Annotated in this window: 14 protein-coding genes, 2 tRNA genes and 1 pseudogene; 10 read left to right on the top strand and 7 right to left on the bottom strand. The window is 39.5% G+C overall.

All coding sequences use genetic code 11. From position 1 onward, the window contains the following. Window positions 1–223: 223 nt before the first annotated feature. Window positions 224–1,018: a thymidylate synthase gene (locus tag kam1_RS00590; protein WP_039722176.1), complete on the bottom strand. Its 795-nt coding sequence runs from the start codon at window positions 1,016–1,018 to the stop codon at window positions 224–226. Window positions 1,019–1,058: 40 nt separating this feature from the next. Here kam1_RS00590 and mutS point away from each other — a divergent pair, with 40 nt between their 5' ends. The 7 genes and pseudogenes from mutS (at window position 1,059) to kam1_RS00625 (ending at window position 11,372) form a co-directional block, all read left to right on the top strand. After that, window positions 1,059–3,563, top strand: coding sequence for a DNA mismatch repair protein MutS (gene mutS / locus kam1_RS00595; RefSeq protein WP_143958151.1), 2,505 nt, complete (start codon window positions 1,059–1,061; stop codon window positions 3,561–3,563). A gap of 291 nt (window positions 3,564–3,854) precedes the next feature. Continuing rightward, the gene (locus tag kam1_RS10280; protein WP_244946096.1) at window positions 3,855–3,995 is read left to right on the top strand and encodes a DUF423 domain-containing protein; all 141 of its coding nucleotides are present in this window, start codon (window positions 3,855–3,857) and stop codon (window positions 3,993–3,995) included. A gap of 161 nt (window positions 3,996–4,156) precedes the next feature. Further along, a pseudogene (clpB, locus tag kam1_RS11170) lies at window positions 4,157–6,764 on the top strand (ATP-dependent chaperone ClpB). Continuing rightward, the gene (locus kam1_RS00610; protein WP_039722153.1) at window positions 6,761–7,138 is read left to right on the top strand and encodes a hypothetical protein; all 378 of its coding nucleotides are present in this window, start codon (window positions 6,761–6,763) and stop codon (window positions 7,136–7,138) included. Before clpB ends, kam1_RS00610 begins: the two are co-directional and overlap by 4 nt. Window positions 7,139–7,147: 9 nt before the next feature. After that, complete coding sequence (locus kam1_RS00615; protein ID WP_143958152.1) at window positions 7,148–8,161, top strand: Ppx/GppA phosphatase family protein; 1,014 nt, start codon at window positions 7,148–7,150, stop codon at window positions 8,159–8,161. Between the two features lie 98 nt (window positions 8,162–8,259). Further along, window positions 8,260–9,648 carry a glutamate decarboxylase gene (locus kam1_RS00620; protein WP_039722154.1) on the top strand — a complete coding sequence of 463 codons (1,389 nt, stop codon included), beginning with the start codon at window positions 8,260–8,262 and terminating at the stop codon, window positions 9,646–9,648. A gap of 47 nt (window positions 9,649–9,695) precedes the next feature. After that, window positions 9,696–11,372 carry a nitroreductase family protein gene (locus kam1_RS00625; RefSeq protein WP_039722179.1) on the top strand — a complete coding sequence of 559 codons (1,677 nt, stop codon included), beginning with the start codon at window positions 9,696–9,698 and terminating at the stop codon, window positions 11,370–11,372. A 32-nt stretch (window positions 11,373–11,404) separates the two neighbouring features. Here the strand turns inward: kam1_RS00625 and kam1_RS10945 are convergent, their stop codons facing one another. From kam1_RS10945 to kam1_RS00645, 6 genes are all read right to left on the bottom strand, one after another. Continuing rightward, window positions 11,405–11,566 (bottom strand): L,D-transpeptidase family protein, encoded by a 162-nt coding sequence (locus kam1_RS10945; protein ID WP_276507626.1) that lies wholly within the window; start codon window positions 11,564–11,566, stop codon window positions 11,405–11,407. Further along, on the bottom strand, window positions 11,545–11,862 hold the full coding sequence (locus kam1_RS10300) for a L,D-transpeptidase family protein (RefSeq protein WP_276507627.1): 318 nt from the start codon (window positions 11,860–11,862) through the stop codon (window positions 11,545–11,547). The genes kam1_RS10945 and kam1_RS10300 overlap by 22 nt, the downstream gene beginning before the upstream one ends. Window positions 11,863–12,011: 149 nt before the next feature. Next, window positions 12,012–12,296 (bottom strand): hypothetical protein, encoded by a 285-nt coding sequence (locus kam1_RS10305; protein WP_244946098.1) that lies wholly within the window; start codon window positions 12,294–12,296, stop codon window positions 12,012–12,014. 110 nt (window positions 12,297–12,406) lie between these two features. Further along, window positions 12,407–12,480: transfer RNA gene (locus tag kam1_RS00635), tRNA-Gly, on the bottom strand. A 253-nt stretch (window positions 12,481–12,733) separates the two neighbouring features. Further along, window positions 12,734–12,807, bottom strand: a tRNA-Arg gene (locus kam1_RS00640). Then, window positions 12,798–13,475: a lytic transglycosylase domain-containing protein gene (locus kam1_RS00645; RefSeq protein ID WP_079254297.1), complete on the bottom strand. Its 678-nt coding sequence runs from the start codon at window positions 13,473–13,475 to the stop codon at window positions 12,798–12,800. The genes kam1_RS00640 and kam1_RS00645 overlap by 10 nt, the downstream gene beginning before the upstream one ends. Window positions 13,476–13,626: 151 nt before the next feature. On the opposite strand from kam1_RS00645, the gene kam1_RS10950 reads away from it, so the two are divergent. The 3 genes from kam1_RS10950 to kam1_RS00655 all read left to right on the top strand — a co-directional run bounded on the left by kam1_RS10950 (window position 13,627) and on the right by kam1_RS00655 (window position 15,249). Beyond that, on the top strand, window positions 13,627–14,109 hold the full coding sequence (locus tag kam1_RS10950) for a YhjD/YihY/BrkB family envelope integrity protein (protein WP_276507628.1): 483 nt from the start codon (window positions 13,627–13,629) through the stop codon (window positions 14,107–14,109). Continuing rightward, complete coding sequence (locus kam1_RS10955; protein ID WP_276507629.1) at window positions 14,091–14,516, top strand: YihY/virulence factor BrkB family protein; 426 nt, start codon at window positions 14,091–14,093, stop codon at window positions 14,514–14,516. The genes kam1_RS10950 and kam1_RS10955 overlap by 19 nt, the downstream gene beginning before the upstream one ends. Window positions 14,517–14,829: 313 nt before the next feature. Next, window positions 14,830–15,249, top strand: a complete 420-nt coding sequence (locus tag kam1_RS00655; protein WP_039722181.1) for a hypothetical protein — start codon at window positions 14,830–14,832, stop codon at window positions 15,247–15,249. Window positions 15,250–15,554: the final 305 nt, after the last annotated feature.

Here is a 15,554-nt window from a genome sequence, read left to right on the forward strand (position 1 = left end):
AAAGCCTCACATGAATGGATAAATCCGTTTTGCAATCGCAAGGTCTTTAGCAGGGATTCTAGTTATTGGAGAGGCAGAAGTGTAAGCTCATAGGAGCTGCAAGAGGAAAAAGTTCTCAAGAGAGAAATCCTAAGGCGTCAAGTACCGCATCAAAAAAGTTTTTTTTCTGACAACATGAGCGATGGTTAGAAACCTTTTTGCTTCAGAGGGTGAGGAAAGGATACTAGACGGCGACGGCCGCTTTTATTGGAGGATATGGATCATAATTCAAAAGCTCGATATCCTCAAAGCAAACAGCATCGATGGACTTGAGATGTGGGTTAATTCGTAGAGTTGGTAATGGCCTAGGGGATCTTTGAAGCTGTAATTTTGCTTGAGACACATGGGTTGTGTATAGATGAAGATCTCCAAAGCTCTGAATAAACTCTTTAGGGATCAAACCGCAGACATGAGCTATGAGGTGTGTAAGGAGAGAATAGGAAGCAATGTTAAAGGGTACCCCTAGAAAAACATCTGCGCTTCTTTGGTAAAGGTGACAGGACAGATAGGGGCCGTTGACATAAAACTGAAAGAGCACATGACAAGGAGGAAGTGCCATTTCATCTAATTCGGAAGGGTTCCACGCACTAACAATTAATCGCCGGCTATTAGGATCTTTCTTGATTTGTTCAATAAGCCATCCTATCTGATCAACAGTTTTTCCATTGGCCCCACGCCAACTTCTCCATTGGGCGCCGTAGATTCTTCCAAGATTGCCGTTTTTATCTGCCCATTCATCCCAAATAGTGACCCCATTTTGATGAAGGAAGGAAAGGTTAGTGTCTCCCCTCAAAAACCAAAGGAGCTCGTAGACGATCGATTTCCAATGAAGTTTTTTGGTTGTAAGAAGAGGGAATCCCTTGGTAAGATCAAAACGGATCTGATCTCCAAAAATAGAATAGGTACCTACCCCCGTCCTATCTTTTTTAAGGACACCAAATTTTAATACTTTTTCTAAAAGTTGAAGATAAATCTGCATCGTGACAACATATTCTAAAAAACTTTCGCCAAAATAGTAAATGAAAGAAAAAGAAAATTTGACTCCCATGATGCGGCAGTATTGGGAGATCAAACAAAAACTGCCTCCCGATGTACTTCTTCTCTTTCGTTTAGGAGATTTTTTTGAACTGTTCTTAGATGATGCTAAGGAAGGAGCCAGGATCCTGAATCTCGTATTGACACAGCGGCAGGGGGTGCCGATGTGTGGGGTGCCTGTAGAGAATATCGAAGGGTATGTTTCTAAACTGGTCAAGGCTGGCAAAAGAGTGGCTTTGTGTGATCAGATGGAACAACCCAAGCCTGGACAACTTGTCAAAAGAGAAATCGTCAGAATCCTATCCCCTGGCAGTAACGGTTATAGTGCTAACCTTGATCCTAAAGAACACCAATTTTGCATGAGTTTGTACCGTTGGAAAAAGAAATTTGGCGTTGCTTTAATGGATATTACTACAGGGCTTTTCCTTTCTGGACAGCTGGATGACGAAAAAGAGATTATGGAGCTAATAAACCGCTATGGTCCCGTAGAAATTATCCTAGCGGAGGGAGCCGAATTTTTATTTATACGACAGAATGAGCATGGCAAAGAGATCATTGAAGGGATTAGCCAAGAATGTTATGTGCACCGATATTTTCCCTGGGCTTTTGATTTAGAAGAGGCGAAAAATTTTTTAATGGCCCATTTTAAGGTTTCCTCTTTAGATGGCTTTGGGCTCAGAGATATGGCTGCTGCGATTTGTGCTGCAGGAGCTTTACTTCGCTATTTCAGTGAGGTACTTCATCAAAGCATTTCCCATATTGTTACAATCCTTCAGCTCTCAAATAATGAGGTTCTTTGGCTTGACTCCATTGCTCAAAAGACTTTGGAGGTCATTCAAGCCAATTCCAAATCCGGAAAAAGCCTTTTCAATGCCATAGACAAGACATTGACTCCTGGAGGAGGCAGGCTTCTTCGAAGGTGGCTTTCTGAGCCTTCAAGATGCCTCCATGTCATTCAAGAAAGACAACAAGCCATAGCCCTTTGGGTCAACCATCAACAAAAAAGAGAACAGCTGCGTGAGATCCTTAAAAAATTTGGGGATCTGGAAAGACTTCTTTCCAAAGTTTCTCAAGGCTATGTGAATCCAAGGGAACTGTTAAGTCTTAAAGAGTCGTTGCAAAGACTACCCCTCATTACTGAACTACTTTCTGGTATCCAAGATGAAAAGTTAAGGGCCATGGCCCATGACATTTCCATTGAAAATGATATTGTTACTGAGCTTGATAAGGCGCTAGAAGAAAATCCTCCTTTTTCCATAAAAGAAGGAGGGATAATCAAAAAAGGATATTGTGAGCAACTTGATGAGCTCCGAGATTTGTCCGAACAGGGACAGAAGTTGCTAATCGATTTTGAGCAGCAAGAAAGAGAAAAAACTGGTATTAAGACTCTAAAAATCAAATACAATCAAGTCTTTGGGTATTTAATAGAGATAAGCCATGCGCAGGCAAAATCCGTTCCCTCTTATTATGAAAGGCGGCAAACCCTAGCCAATGTGGAACGCTTTATTACTAGAGAACTGAAGGAAATTGAACAGAAGATTCTGGGATCAAAAAATCGGGCTAATGAATTAGAACAAGAACTGTTTTCTAAATTAAGAGAAAAAATTAGCCTTAGAATCCCTGTTCTCCAAAAAACAGTCGATGTGATCAACAAGCTCGATGTTTTTTCTTCCCTGGCTTCCTTAGCTCAAGAAAAAAGATACTGTAGGCCATCGATAGTAGACGAACCTATAATAGAGATTGAGGAGGGTAGACATCCCATTGTCGAACAATGTCTTCCTTCAGAAGATTTCGTTCCCAATTCCACCTTTCTTGGACCGGATAGTAGAATTTTGATACTCACTGGACCCAACATGGCTGGAAAAAGTACCTATATTAGACAAGTAGCTCTTATTTGTCTTTTAGCCCATACTGGTTCTTTTGTTCCTGCCAAACGAGCCAAAATTGGACTTTTAGACAGAATTTTTACCCGTATAGGCTCTAGCGATGATTTAGCCATGGGTCAAAGCACCTTCCTAGTAGAAATGAACGAAACGGCCAACATTCTTCATAATGCCACAGAGAGAAGTTTGGTAATCCTTGATGAAGTAGGAAGGGGAACAAGTACCTTCGATGGATTATCTCTTGCATGGGCTATAGTGGAAGATTTGTATAAGACCAATAAATCACTGACGCTTTTTGCTACTCATTATCACGAGTTAGCCAAGTTAGCTGATTTCTATCCAGAAATTAAAAACTATTCAATGGCTGTGGTGGAAACAAATGGGAATGTGGTTTTCTTAAGAAAAGTTGTCCAAGGGAGCATGAACAAAAGCTATGGGATTCAAGTTGCAAAACTTGCTGGAATCCCAGAAAGAGTGATAGAGAAAGCAAAAAAAATCCTCGCCTTGATGGAATCAGATAAAAAAAAGAAAACAGTTCCCAAAAAATTAAAAGAGGAAGCTGAAAGCCCATCGTTGTTTCCCCATCTATTCAATCAAAAGGAATAAATCTCCTCCAAATCAAAAGACCATCCACGGTAACAGACCAGCTCTATCTTTCTAGTTAAAATAATAGTGTCCATAATCAATCTACTCGTCAGTGAGCTTCTTGGTCTTGTATGAGGCAAAAAAATCTCTTTTCTTTTCTTTTCTTTCTTAGTTAGAATCAAGCAGTCTGAATTGAGCGATGAATAATATTAAAATGGCACTTCCTGCTTTTCTAGGTGGTTTAGCTGTTATTATGGGGCTTATGGCGCACACGGACTCAAGCCTGCTGCCCAGGAATCTCATTTCATAGAAATGTGGAAAACAGCTGTCCAATATCATTTTATCCATGTCTTAGCTCTCTTGTTTATTGGAAATCAAAGGAAAGGCTTTTGGATTCCTTTCTTTTTATTTTTTCTTGGGATTGTTTTTTTAGTGGCTCACTTTATATTTTAGTTTTGTCGAAGTCATTCTATTGGGCGAAGTTTACCCCGATTGGAGGGGGATGTTTTATCTTTGGATGGGTATGGTTAGGATTTGAAGCCCTCTTCAAAAGAAATATTTCTGCATGAATAGTTTATTTCCGAAAAAAAATATAATGGACTAAAAGAAAAATAATGAACCGATTTACAGAAAAAGCACAGGAAGCGATTGCAGAATCCCAGGCAATTGCGACAAAGTATGGTCATCAAGTTGTAGATGTTGAACATTTACTAGAAGCCCTAATCACCCAAGAAGGTGGCCTTGTTCCGAGGATTCTCGAAAGATGCGGCGTTCCTTTAAAGTTGCTTCGAGAAGAGCTTGAAAACGAACTAGAAAAATTCCCTCGTATTACTGGGACAGCTGCGACCACAGGTAGTTATATCAGTCAACGTTTCAGCGAGCTTTTGGTCAAAGCCAGAGAAGAGGCTAAAAGGCTTAAAGATGAATACGTTAGCGTCGAGCATCTCCTGTTGGCCATGCTCGAAGAATCTTCTAAAACAGTCGTGGCTAGGCTCTTTAAATCCCACGGCTTAGATAGAGAGACTCTCTTGCGGGTGCTTACGGAAGTTCGTGGCTCCCAAAGAGTGACTTCTCCTAATCCTGAGGTTACCTATGAAGCTTTGGAAAAATATGGCAGGGATTTGACCAAACTTGCCGAACTGGGAAAACTCGATCCGGTGATTGGAAGGGATGCTGAAATTCGGAGAACCATTCAGGTTTTGTGCCGTCGAACGAAAAACAATCCCGTCTTGATTGGTGAACCTGGAGTAGGGAAAACAGCCATAGTGGAAGGGATAGCTCAAAGAATCGTCAAGGGGATGTGCCAGAAAGCCTCAAGAATCGACGGATCGTTGCTCTTGATATGGGAGCATTGATTGCAGGAGCGAAATATCGTGGAGAGTTTGAAGAAAGGCTAAAAGCTGTCCTCAAAGAGATTAGTTCTTCGCAAGGTCAAATTATTCTTTTCATTGATGAAATTCATACTGTTGTTGGGGCGGGCAAAGCGGAAGGAGCTATAGATGCAGGCAATATGCTCAAACCGATGCTGGCAAGAGGAGAGCTTCATTGTATTGGAGCAACCACTCTGGACGAGTATCGAAAATACATAGAGAAAGATGCGGCTCTAGAAAGAAGATTTCAGCCCGTATTGGTAGAAGAACCCACTGTGGAGGATACAATCTCCATTCTTCGGGGTCTAAAAAACCGCTACGAAGTCCATCATGGAGTGAGAATCCAGGATGCTGCCCTTGTTGCTGCGGCTGTGTTGTCTCATCGTTATATTTCGGATCGTTTTCTGCCTGATAAAGCTATTGATCTTGTTGATGAAGCAGCTGCCAAACTAAAGACTGAAATTGAAAGCATGCCCGAAGAACTAGAATCTTTGGAAAGGAAAGTGCTGCAATTAGAAATTGAAAGGGAGGCCTTAAGAAAAGAAAAAGACGAAGCTTCTCAAAAAAGGTTGGAAGAACTAGAAAAGGAGCTCGCAGAATTAAAGTCTGAAAGAGATCGAATGAGAGCCAACTGGGAAGCAGAAAAAGGGTCGATTATGGAGCTTCAGCGTCTTAGGGAAGAGTTACAAAAGGCTGAACAGGAAATTGAAAAAGCCCAGAGAGAATATGATTTGAATAAAGTGGCCGAATTGCGTTATGGGAAAATACCGATCCTGACCAAACAGATCCAAGAGCTTGAATCAAAAATATCGGAAGGGAACGGATCCAAACATCGGATGATCCAAGAAGAGGTGACCCCTGATTTGATTGCTGAAATTGTTTCTCGTTGGACAGGTATTCCGGTGTCTCGTCTTCTGGAAGGAGAAAAAGAAAAGCTGCTCAAACTAGATCAGATCCTTCACAAGAGGGTTGTTGGACAAGATGAAGCAGTCAATGCAGTAGTGGATGCTATTCTTAGAGCCCGTTCAGGTCTGAAAGATCCGAAACGGCCCATTGGTTCTTTTATTTTTTTGGGGCCAACTGGAGTAGGAAAGACAGAATTGGCCCGTTCTTTAGCAGAGGCGCTTTTCGATAGTGAAGAAAACATGATCCGACTGGATATGAGTGAGTATATGGAAAAGCATACCGTAGCGCGCCTCATTGGAGCTCCCCCTGGTTATGTCGGATTTGAGGAAGGCGGACAACTCACTGAAGCAGTTCGTAGAAAACCCTATTCGGTGGTTTTGCTTGATGAAATAGAAAAGGCGCATCCGGAGGTTTTCAATCTTTCTTACAGATTTTGGAGGATGGACGGCTGACCGATGGCCATGGCAGAACAGTCGATTTTAAAAATACTATTATTATAATGACCTCTAACATCGGTAGTGTGTATTTGACAGAAGCGGCCTTAATGGGTGGAACCATAAGGGAGGATGTTAGAACAAAAATCATGGATGAATTACGAGCTGTTTTCCGACCTGAATTTTTGAACCGGATTGATGAAGTTGTTATTTTTAAGCCTTTGAGCTTAAACGAAATCAAACAGATTGTCGATTTGCAGCTGGTACTCATTAAAAACAGGCTTCGTGAAAAATATATTGAATTGGAACTCAGTGAGAGCGCGAAGGAACATCTAGCACATGAAGGCTACAGTCCCATTTATGGAGCAAGGCCTCTTCGAAGAATCCTTCAAAAAGAGATCGAAACTCCCCTTTCAAGAAAAATTATTGCAGGAGAGATTGTCGAACATGACCATGTTTTCGTTGACTTCAAAGATGGAAAGCTACATTTTGAAATAAGGAAACCTAAATGAAAGAGCTATCGCCGGCTTTGCTTTCTTCTGCTTTAGAGGAAAAAATACGGGCAAGACTTTCGGAGCTCTCTGTCCAGCTTGACCAGCTGGTTGCTGCTTATCTTTCCAGGCTTCATAGAGAAATAGAGAATTTATCCTTAGAAATCTCTCTTATTAATAAGCATGCGGCGGATACCCGAAAGAAAATAAAGCTATTAAGCCAGTTACTGAAAACCCTTGAAAGGATTCAAATCAGACCTGAAAAAGGCAGGAGAAAAGATTTAAAGAAGATAGATTCCTTAATCGGCTATCTTTCTGAGCAGCTTGAAAAAGAGAGCAAGGAATTAAAAGTATCTTCCTTTGTTCTTTCATTAGAAAGACAAATCAAACAATGACTGACTTGCATGATCTTTTCTCAGCAAAATCCTTCTATTGAAAACAATTCAGGAACAAATGCTTTTTGTGAGTCTTCAGAAAACCGGAACTATTTTGCCGTTTATGATATTGGAAGCAATACAATAAAATTTCTAACAGCAAGGAAGAAAGACGAAAAAACTATCGATTTTCTTTTGCATCTGAGTTATACGACAAGGCTTGCTGATAAGCTCTTTTTTACAGGAGAACTTTCTCAGGATGCCATTCATAGGACCTTAGAAATCCTGCGACAGCTTCGGATGCGGGCTGATAATTTAAAAGTAGGCAGTCGCATAGCCGCAGCCACCAGTGCCGTACGAGATAGTAAAAATAGGAAAAAATTTTTAAAAGAAGCCGAAGAGGTACTTGGTCATAAAATTCTTTTGTTAAGTGGGGAAGACGAAGCAAAAACCATCTATAGAGGCGTCAGTTCTGATCCTTCCCTTCAGGGAAAAGATAACCTTCTAACTGTCCTTGATGTGGGCGGGGGAAGTTCGGAATGGATTTGTGGCAAAGGTAAAAAACCAGAACGGTTTTTAAGCCTTCCTTTGGGGGCCATTCGAATCAAAGACCGGTTTATTACAGAGTATCCTATTGGTACAAAAACTGTGGCTCAAATGCTGCTTTGTCTGGAAAAACAGTTAAAAGAACAGTTAAAGGATTTTAAAAACTACTCTCAGAAAATCATTGGAACAGGCGGGACTGTTGCAGCCATGGCAAATATGTTTCAAGAATCTCCAAAAGAAGATTTTTTGAAAACGCATCTTTATGTACTGGAGACAGATGCCATTCAAAAAAAAATAGAAGAGCTTTCTCGCTATGATTTAACAAAACTTGCCACGGTTCCCGGATTACCTCAAAATCGGATTGAAATCATTATCCCTGGAATGGCTGTTGTTTTTTCAACATTATCTGTTTTAGGAGCCAACTCCATTACCTCCAGTATCCGCGGGTTACGCTATGGCCTTCTTGATTTACTTATGAATGAATCCAGCAAGCTTTAATTTTTTTTTCTGTGTTAATATATTCAAAAGAATGTCTTGTTTCTTTTTGTTACTAAGGCTCTTTAGAACAAAAAGATGAAATTAAAAAGGTAGAAGGCATGCATACACTATTCGACAATCATAACCACGACAAACTAGAAGAAATTATTTATCCAGCTTATGCAAGGCGGGATATGGTCGAGCCCGTTCCGAAGTATCAACTGCCCACAAAAGGCATGCCACCAGAGGTAGCTGCTCAAATTATAAGAGATGAATTAATGCTAGAAGGTAATCCACGACTTAATTTAGCTACCTTTGTGACGACATGGATGGAAAAAGAGGCAAAAGAACTTATAACCGAAACATTGGATAAAAACTTAATAGACAAAGATGAATATCCCCAAACGGCTGAAATAGAGAAAAGATGTGTGCGGATGATTGCCAAACTTTTTCATGGTGCCGCTCATGAAAAGCCCATTGGGACCTCAACAATAGGTTCTTCGGAAGCCATTATGCTTGCTGGGTTGGCCATGAAATGGAATTGGAAAAAAAGACAAAAGAAAACAGGGAATTCCTCCAACGTGCCTAATCTGGTTATGGGAACCAATGTTCAGGTGGTTTGGGAAAAATTTTGTAGATACTTCGAGGTGGAGCCCCGCATGATCCCTGTTGTTCCAGGCAGTTACTCAACAAATCCAGATAATGTAGCTTCGTACTTAGATGAAAATACGATAGGGGTTGTTGCCATTCTAGGAACGACTTATACAGGAGAGTTTGAACCAATTGAACAAATTCATGAGGTGATAAAGGATTTCTCCATAACCAATGGCGTTAAAATTCCCCTACATATCGATGCAGCCAGTGGTGGATTCGTAGCTCCATTCATTCACCCAGAGCTTCAATGGGATTTTCGACTTCCTCTGGTCGAATCCATAAATGTTTCTGGTCATAAATATGGGCTGGTTTATCCTGGAATAGGATGGGTCATTTGGAGAAGTGAATCGTCCTTACCGGAAGAACTCATCTTCAAAGTCAATTATCTTGGTGGGGAACTTCCCACATTTACCTTGAATTTTTCAAGGCCTGGAAGCCAGGTCATTGCCCAGTATTATAACTTTCTTAGATTAGGGAAAGAAGGGTATACAAATATTTTCAAAGCTATGCAGGCTATCAGTCTCCATTTGGCTGATCAAATTGATTCCCTTGGAATATTCCATATGATCAGTCGAGGCAAAGACATCCCAGTTATCTGTTTTGAGATAAAGACCGAAGAGCCATTTACTGTATTTGATCTTTCATACCGGCTTAGAGAAAAAGGATGGCAGATCCCTGCTTATTTTATGCCTCCAAATGCACAAAATACCGCGGTCATGCGGATCGTTATCCGAGAAGGCTTTTCTAGAGACATGGCAGATCTGCTTTTTAAGGATATCAAAACCTCGGTTGATGAACTCCGATCAAAGACCCACAGGCATCCACCAAAAAAATCTCTCCGATTTATTCATTGATTTTTTCTTTTGGTCGTTGGCCTTTTTTTTTCTGCTATTTTAAAAAGATGGGAAAGAGTTTAGAAGAACGGTATTTTGCTGTGTTTGACTACCATGAGAGAACAAAGCATCGGCTTCAAGCATATGCTCCCTCCCCGATGTTCCTTGATTGGGAAAACGAACCTTTCCTGTTCCGTGTTTATGAAGGGGCATTTAAAGTTTTTCTGCCAATACTAAAAGACATTCCTTCTCCGTCTTTTGATTCCCTTGGCTTTAAGTCTATCGATCCGCAACCTATTTCTATGGAGTCGATCAGTCTTTTTTTATTGGATAGTTTAGCTATCTCTGCTTGGAAATCAGCTCCAGGGCTTATGCCTTGGAGTTTGCGAATAAACCCTTCTAGCGGCAATCTCCATCCTACCGAAGTATATTTAGTACTCGATGCGATAGGGAATGAAGAAACCGAAACGGCTTTATACCATTACTGTGCTCTTTATCATTGTTTAGAAAAAAGGGCTATCCTAGGAAAAAATCTCCTTAGGGAATGGGGACTGACTAATCAATTTTTTCTTGTTGGAATAAGTTCTATTTTTTGGAGAGAATCCTGGAAATATGGAGAAAGAGCCTATAGATATTGCCAGTTGGACATCGGACATGTTTTAGGAACGATCAGTTACGCGGCTGCCATGCTTGGCTGGAATACCTATATGATCGAAGGAGTAGGCACGGAGCTGCTTGGCTCTATCTTAGGAATTGCTTCTCAAAGAGGAATGGAAAAAGAACATCCAGAAACACTTTTATTAATCAGTCCTCCACAAAAGAAAAAGCCACAGCTTTTCATAACAGAAGAAAAATTTAAAAAACTTATTCCTAAGACGCTTTTTGGCATTCCCAATAGACTCAGTAAGGAACATTTTCCTTGGCCTATAATAGAAAAAATCAGCGAAGCCTGCCAGCAAGCCTCTTCTTTCCCTATTGCAATACAATTAGATAAAGAACTGTTTCCGAATGATTCACAAAGTATTCCCTCCTTTGATCGAGAGATTGCTGCAAGAGAAATTATTAGAAGAAGGAGGAGTGCTCAGGCTATGGACAGTAAAGCCTGGCTTGATAAGGACCATTTTCGTCTTCTGCTTCAAAAAATAAAAAGTACTCTGAGCAATCGAAAGTTTCCATTTGATCTTTTTAGAGAAAATTTTATCGTGGCTTTACTTTTCTTTGTCAATCGGATCGAAGGACTGCCTCGAGGATTATATCTTTTGAATATTTCTTCGGATCTAGCAAGAATTACCCAAATGCTAGATCAAGACTTTTTATGGGAAATCATCTTTGCACCTCTTCCTTTTTTCTTTCTTAAGCCGTTTCGCACAGAAAGGATTGTTCAAACCATTCATTGTCACCAATCGATAGCTTCTAATGGGTTTTTCTCGCTTGGCATCATTGTTGAATTTGAGAAATCTCTCCAACTTGTTGGCCCAACTGTTTATCCGGAGCTTTTTTGGCAATGCGGTCTCTTAGGCCAATTTCTTTATCTTGAAGCAGAAGCCAGTGGATTTAGAGGAACTGGCATAGGCTGTTTTTTCGATGATGAATGCCATAGACTGCTCGGAATAAACGATAAACAATGGCAATCTCTTTATCATTTTACCATCGGAAAAGAAATCATTGATGAGAGGATTCAAAAAATCGATCCTTACTTTTTCCTAGAAAAAATAAGGAAAGAGCTTGTTAATATTAGAAGCTAAAATGTTTTTTTAATTGAGTTGTGTTCTTTCTTTTAATCTCTCACGACAACAGGAGTACCTAAGGGAACGAGGGGGTAAAGATCTTGAGCAAAACTTTTCGGAAGCCTTACGCAGCCATGCGAAGCAGCATAACCAGGCAAATAGCCCCCATGAAGACCAACGCCGTCATCAGTTAGCCTAAGGAAAAAGGGCATGTCAGCTGGCTCATAATGAAGCCCAGCAGGGGAGTCATCCCCACTGTGGCATTAGCGTAGATTATTTTTCCTTTTGAATCGACGAAGCAGCCATACTTGTTTGACCGATGAAGAATTTCTTTATTGATGACGGTAAATCTTCCAAGGGGAGTGGGATGATCTTTGGTTCCAGAACAAATGGGAGAGATCGCAGCCAGTCTGCCCCCTTGATAAACGTAGAGCTTTTGTTCGCTGAGGTTGATCTCAAGCTTGGTTACTTTTTCAGAAGGATTAACGTTCCACCAGATAGCAGGCAAAATTCTATGGATGATGTAAACTCGTTCGGATCCAGGCTTTTTATCTGCTGAATTATTAACCGAAGAGGAATGATTCTGTTTTTTTTCTAGTTTTTCTTGTTCTTTTTTCTTTTTTTCTTCTTCTTCTTTTCGTTTCTTTTCTTCTTTTTCTAGTTTTTTAAGTCTTTTTTCTCTTCTTTTTCCTTTTGTTTTAATGCCTTTTTTTCTTCTTCAGTCAATACTGGAGATGCATCCGGAGTGTTTTCAGTAAAGGGTTCGTTTTCAAAGCTTCCTTGAGTATTTCCTGCTTGTGGACTGCTATCATTGTCATTGTTTTCGATCAATGGATCGTTGGAGCTCTCTATTGCATGGCTAAGTTGTTGACTTATAACAAAGAGCGCAAAAGAACAAAACAAAACGAAAATAAATCTTTTAACCAAAATGTTAGAGATCATTTGTGCTAAGTAAAACATATATAAATAGTTTTCTCTATAAAGAAGTCGAGAAATATCTTATTTAGACGAAGCTATAGATAGAAAAAAATAGCAAAGAAATCTTAAAAAAATGGAGCGGGTGAAGGGAATCGAACCCTCGTGTGCAGCTTGGAAGGCTGCCGTTCTACCATTGAACTACACCCGCTTCTGAAGAAAATCCTTTAAGAGCAAACACGACCTATCAAACATAATAGGATCGTGTATTTTTTTTATATATTCAATGGAAGAATCAAATCAACCATTTTTGTGATACTCTTCTATCCCTTTAGGGTCAGGCTTCTAACCAGATCCTCATAAGCCGTAAATCATCCCATAAATAGCCTTGTGGTAGTAGTTTATGGGAGGGCTAACGGAATGGAAAAAAGGTTTTTTACAATAGAAAACACAGTTTCTTTTTTTGGGCCCTACAGGATTTGAACCTGTGACCTGCTGATCCGTAGTCAGCCGCTCTAATCCGCTGAGCTAAGGGCCCTGCTTTTCAATGGGAAGATCTTTTTTAAAATCTTGCTGCTGAGTTTTTTTGTTGGAAAGATTTTCCTTTCCATCTTCTCCTCCAAGGAAGGTAAGCACCTCATTCCAAGAAAGCCAAAAAAACCCGTTTTTATATTCTTTATAGCGTTCGAGAATTTTTAAGATATAGCTTTTGGTCGAAGGAAAATCGATTTTTTGTAAAAAAGCTGCAGAACTTGTTGGATTTTGAGGATCCACCCAATGCAGCGCATTGCGTCTTCCTGCATTATATTCAGCAAGAGCGAAAACAGCAGGATTATCCGTTTTCTGCCATCGTTGCAAAGCCTGGCCTAAATACCAGCTACCTATTTGAATGTTTAACTTAGGATCTAAAAGGGCATCGATAGAAATAGGTTGGGCTTTTTCTTTCTGTATCCAATCCTTGAGTGCAGGTTCTCTAATTTGCATTAAGCCTCTTTCCCCATTTTTCCCTATTTTTTGAGGTCGAAAACGACTTTCTTTCCAAATGACCGCTTTGATGAGCAGAGGATCAACTCCATATTCATGAGCATATTCGGCAATGAGATCATCGTATTTCATTTCGATTTTTGAAGCAATATCCTGCCATAGAAAAAGGATGATGACGACCGTTAAAAATAGGATAAGAATCAGGTTAATCGTTTTTGTCATGTTTTATTTTCTTAGGAAGAATATTCAAGATAGAAAGCCGTTCATCGCTCTACAGAACCTCTCTTTTCTATTTACTTAAAAAAGATATAAGATAAAGAAGGTCAAAAAATAATAAGCTCCAAAATAGCATAATCATCAACACATCTGCTATATGAAATTTCTTTTTAATCTTTTTAAAGGGGCTGCTTGGGGATGGATAAAACATAATGCTTCGAAAATGGGAGCAGCCCTTTCCTGTTATATCCTATTTTCTATTATTCCGCTCATATTAGTACTCGTTTCTCTCGCCAGCCTTTTCCTTGATCCAATAAAAGTCAATCAAGAAATTCTATTCATTCTTTTACAAATTTTAGGGGATGAATCTATCAATCTTTTTAAGAATTATCCATTTCATATTTCTTTTGAGTTTTGGAAAAACCCTCGAGAGCTCTTTACCGTGATTTTTTCGTTGCTCTTTGGTGCTTCTGGAGCATTTATGGAATTACAAAAATCTCTTAATGAAATATGGGAAATAGTCCCCGGCAAGGAAGCCGGGATATGGCATTTTGTCCAAAGACAATTTTTTTCTTTTGTTATCGTTTTTTTTCTGGATTGTTACTGCTCCTTTTTCTTTTATTGTCCACAACATTTTTAGAAACCGCTTCTTTTTTAAGAGAATTTTCTCCAGAATTAAAAAAATATATCCCCGAAGGTATTCAACTGGCCAGTTTTATTGCAGAAGGATTTGTATTTGCTTTACTGTACAAAATCTTACCCGATACTAAAGTTTGTTTCAAAGATGTTTGGTTTGGAGCGGTTTTTGCCGCCACTTTAATTTTTATTGGGAAATCCCTATTATGGATCTCATTAAAAAAGAGTGCTGTGGCAACGATTTATGGCGCTGGAGGATCAGCCATAATGCTTCTACTTTGGATATTTTACTGTTCTCAAATTTTCTTTTTTGGTGCCGAACTTTGTCGAGAATATGCGCTGTCCACTTCAAAAGAAAGAAAAGCAAGCAAGATAAATCAAAACCGTTTCCCCTATTTAAATCGTAGCTAGGGAGTATGTTTTTTCTTAGAAAGCTGTGGAGGCTATTATAAAACGGCATTGAATAGATCGTTATGGCCTTCATGAGGAGGTATCAATGGTTTTCATGAGCCTCCGCAGCCCTCTTTACAAAGCATTTTGTATGCCAGTTGTTTTTTAATCCCATCTCGCCCTTAATGTCTCTTTTGTTCTGAAAAGTTTTCTTTAGATGCTTGTTTTTCAACTTTTTCTTTTTAAGCAAATGAGATAAAATACATTAAAGTCTTTCTCTATGAAAATGTTAGGGATTGGCTTGAGGATTAAACAAAAAGGAGAGAGAAAAATTATGAAAAAAATTGCACTTTTATTGTCCAGCCTTGCTTTTTTAGGATTTGGCTCTGGCATCGTTCCGCTTTATGGCCAGACTCAGCATCGACATCATCATGAACAAGGAACGACGATGAAATTTCATCATATGCATGAAATGATTAATCACGCTGTTGAAATGGCAGCCGAAGGTTCTAATCTTATCATGCTAGGTGAAATGGGAATGTCTCCTGGAATCGATGAACTATCGATCGATCATGGCAGACATCACATAAGGGAAGCCAGAAGCCTTATAAATAGCGTCTTAGAAAGCAAAACAATGAAGGAGCTTCATAGTCAAGGACTAGGAGAAAGCTCTGAAATGACTTATACACACAAGCTTGCTGACAAAGCCAAAGAATACATAGATCTTGTCGCCCAAATGCATTCTGTCAAATAAAACGACAAGTGAGGAGTGGGCTCGTTGAAAGGAGCCCGCTCTTTCCTTTTTTTTGTTATTCCTTGCTCTCTTTTCCCTTTAAGAGGGAGTCCTCTGATGGGGAATAAGAAGTTGTGAGTATGGAATTTATTATGTCTTTTTTTATAAAGAAAATTGAAGCATAAACTTTTGGGTGGAATTTCGCCCAAGATTTATTTTTATTTCTTTAAAATTATAATTTTTTTTTCAACATTTTTTCCTTCCCTTTAAAAAATCAGGCTCTTTGATACCTACAAATCTTTTGGCATGCCTTTTGCTAAGAGATC

The organism is Methylacidiphilum kamchatkense Kam1, assembly GCF_007475525.1.
Classification (GTDB): domain Bacteria; phylum Verrucomicrobiota; class Verrucomicrobiia; order Methylacidiphilales; family Methylacidiphilaceae; genus Methylacidiphilum; species Methylacidiphilum kamchatkense.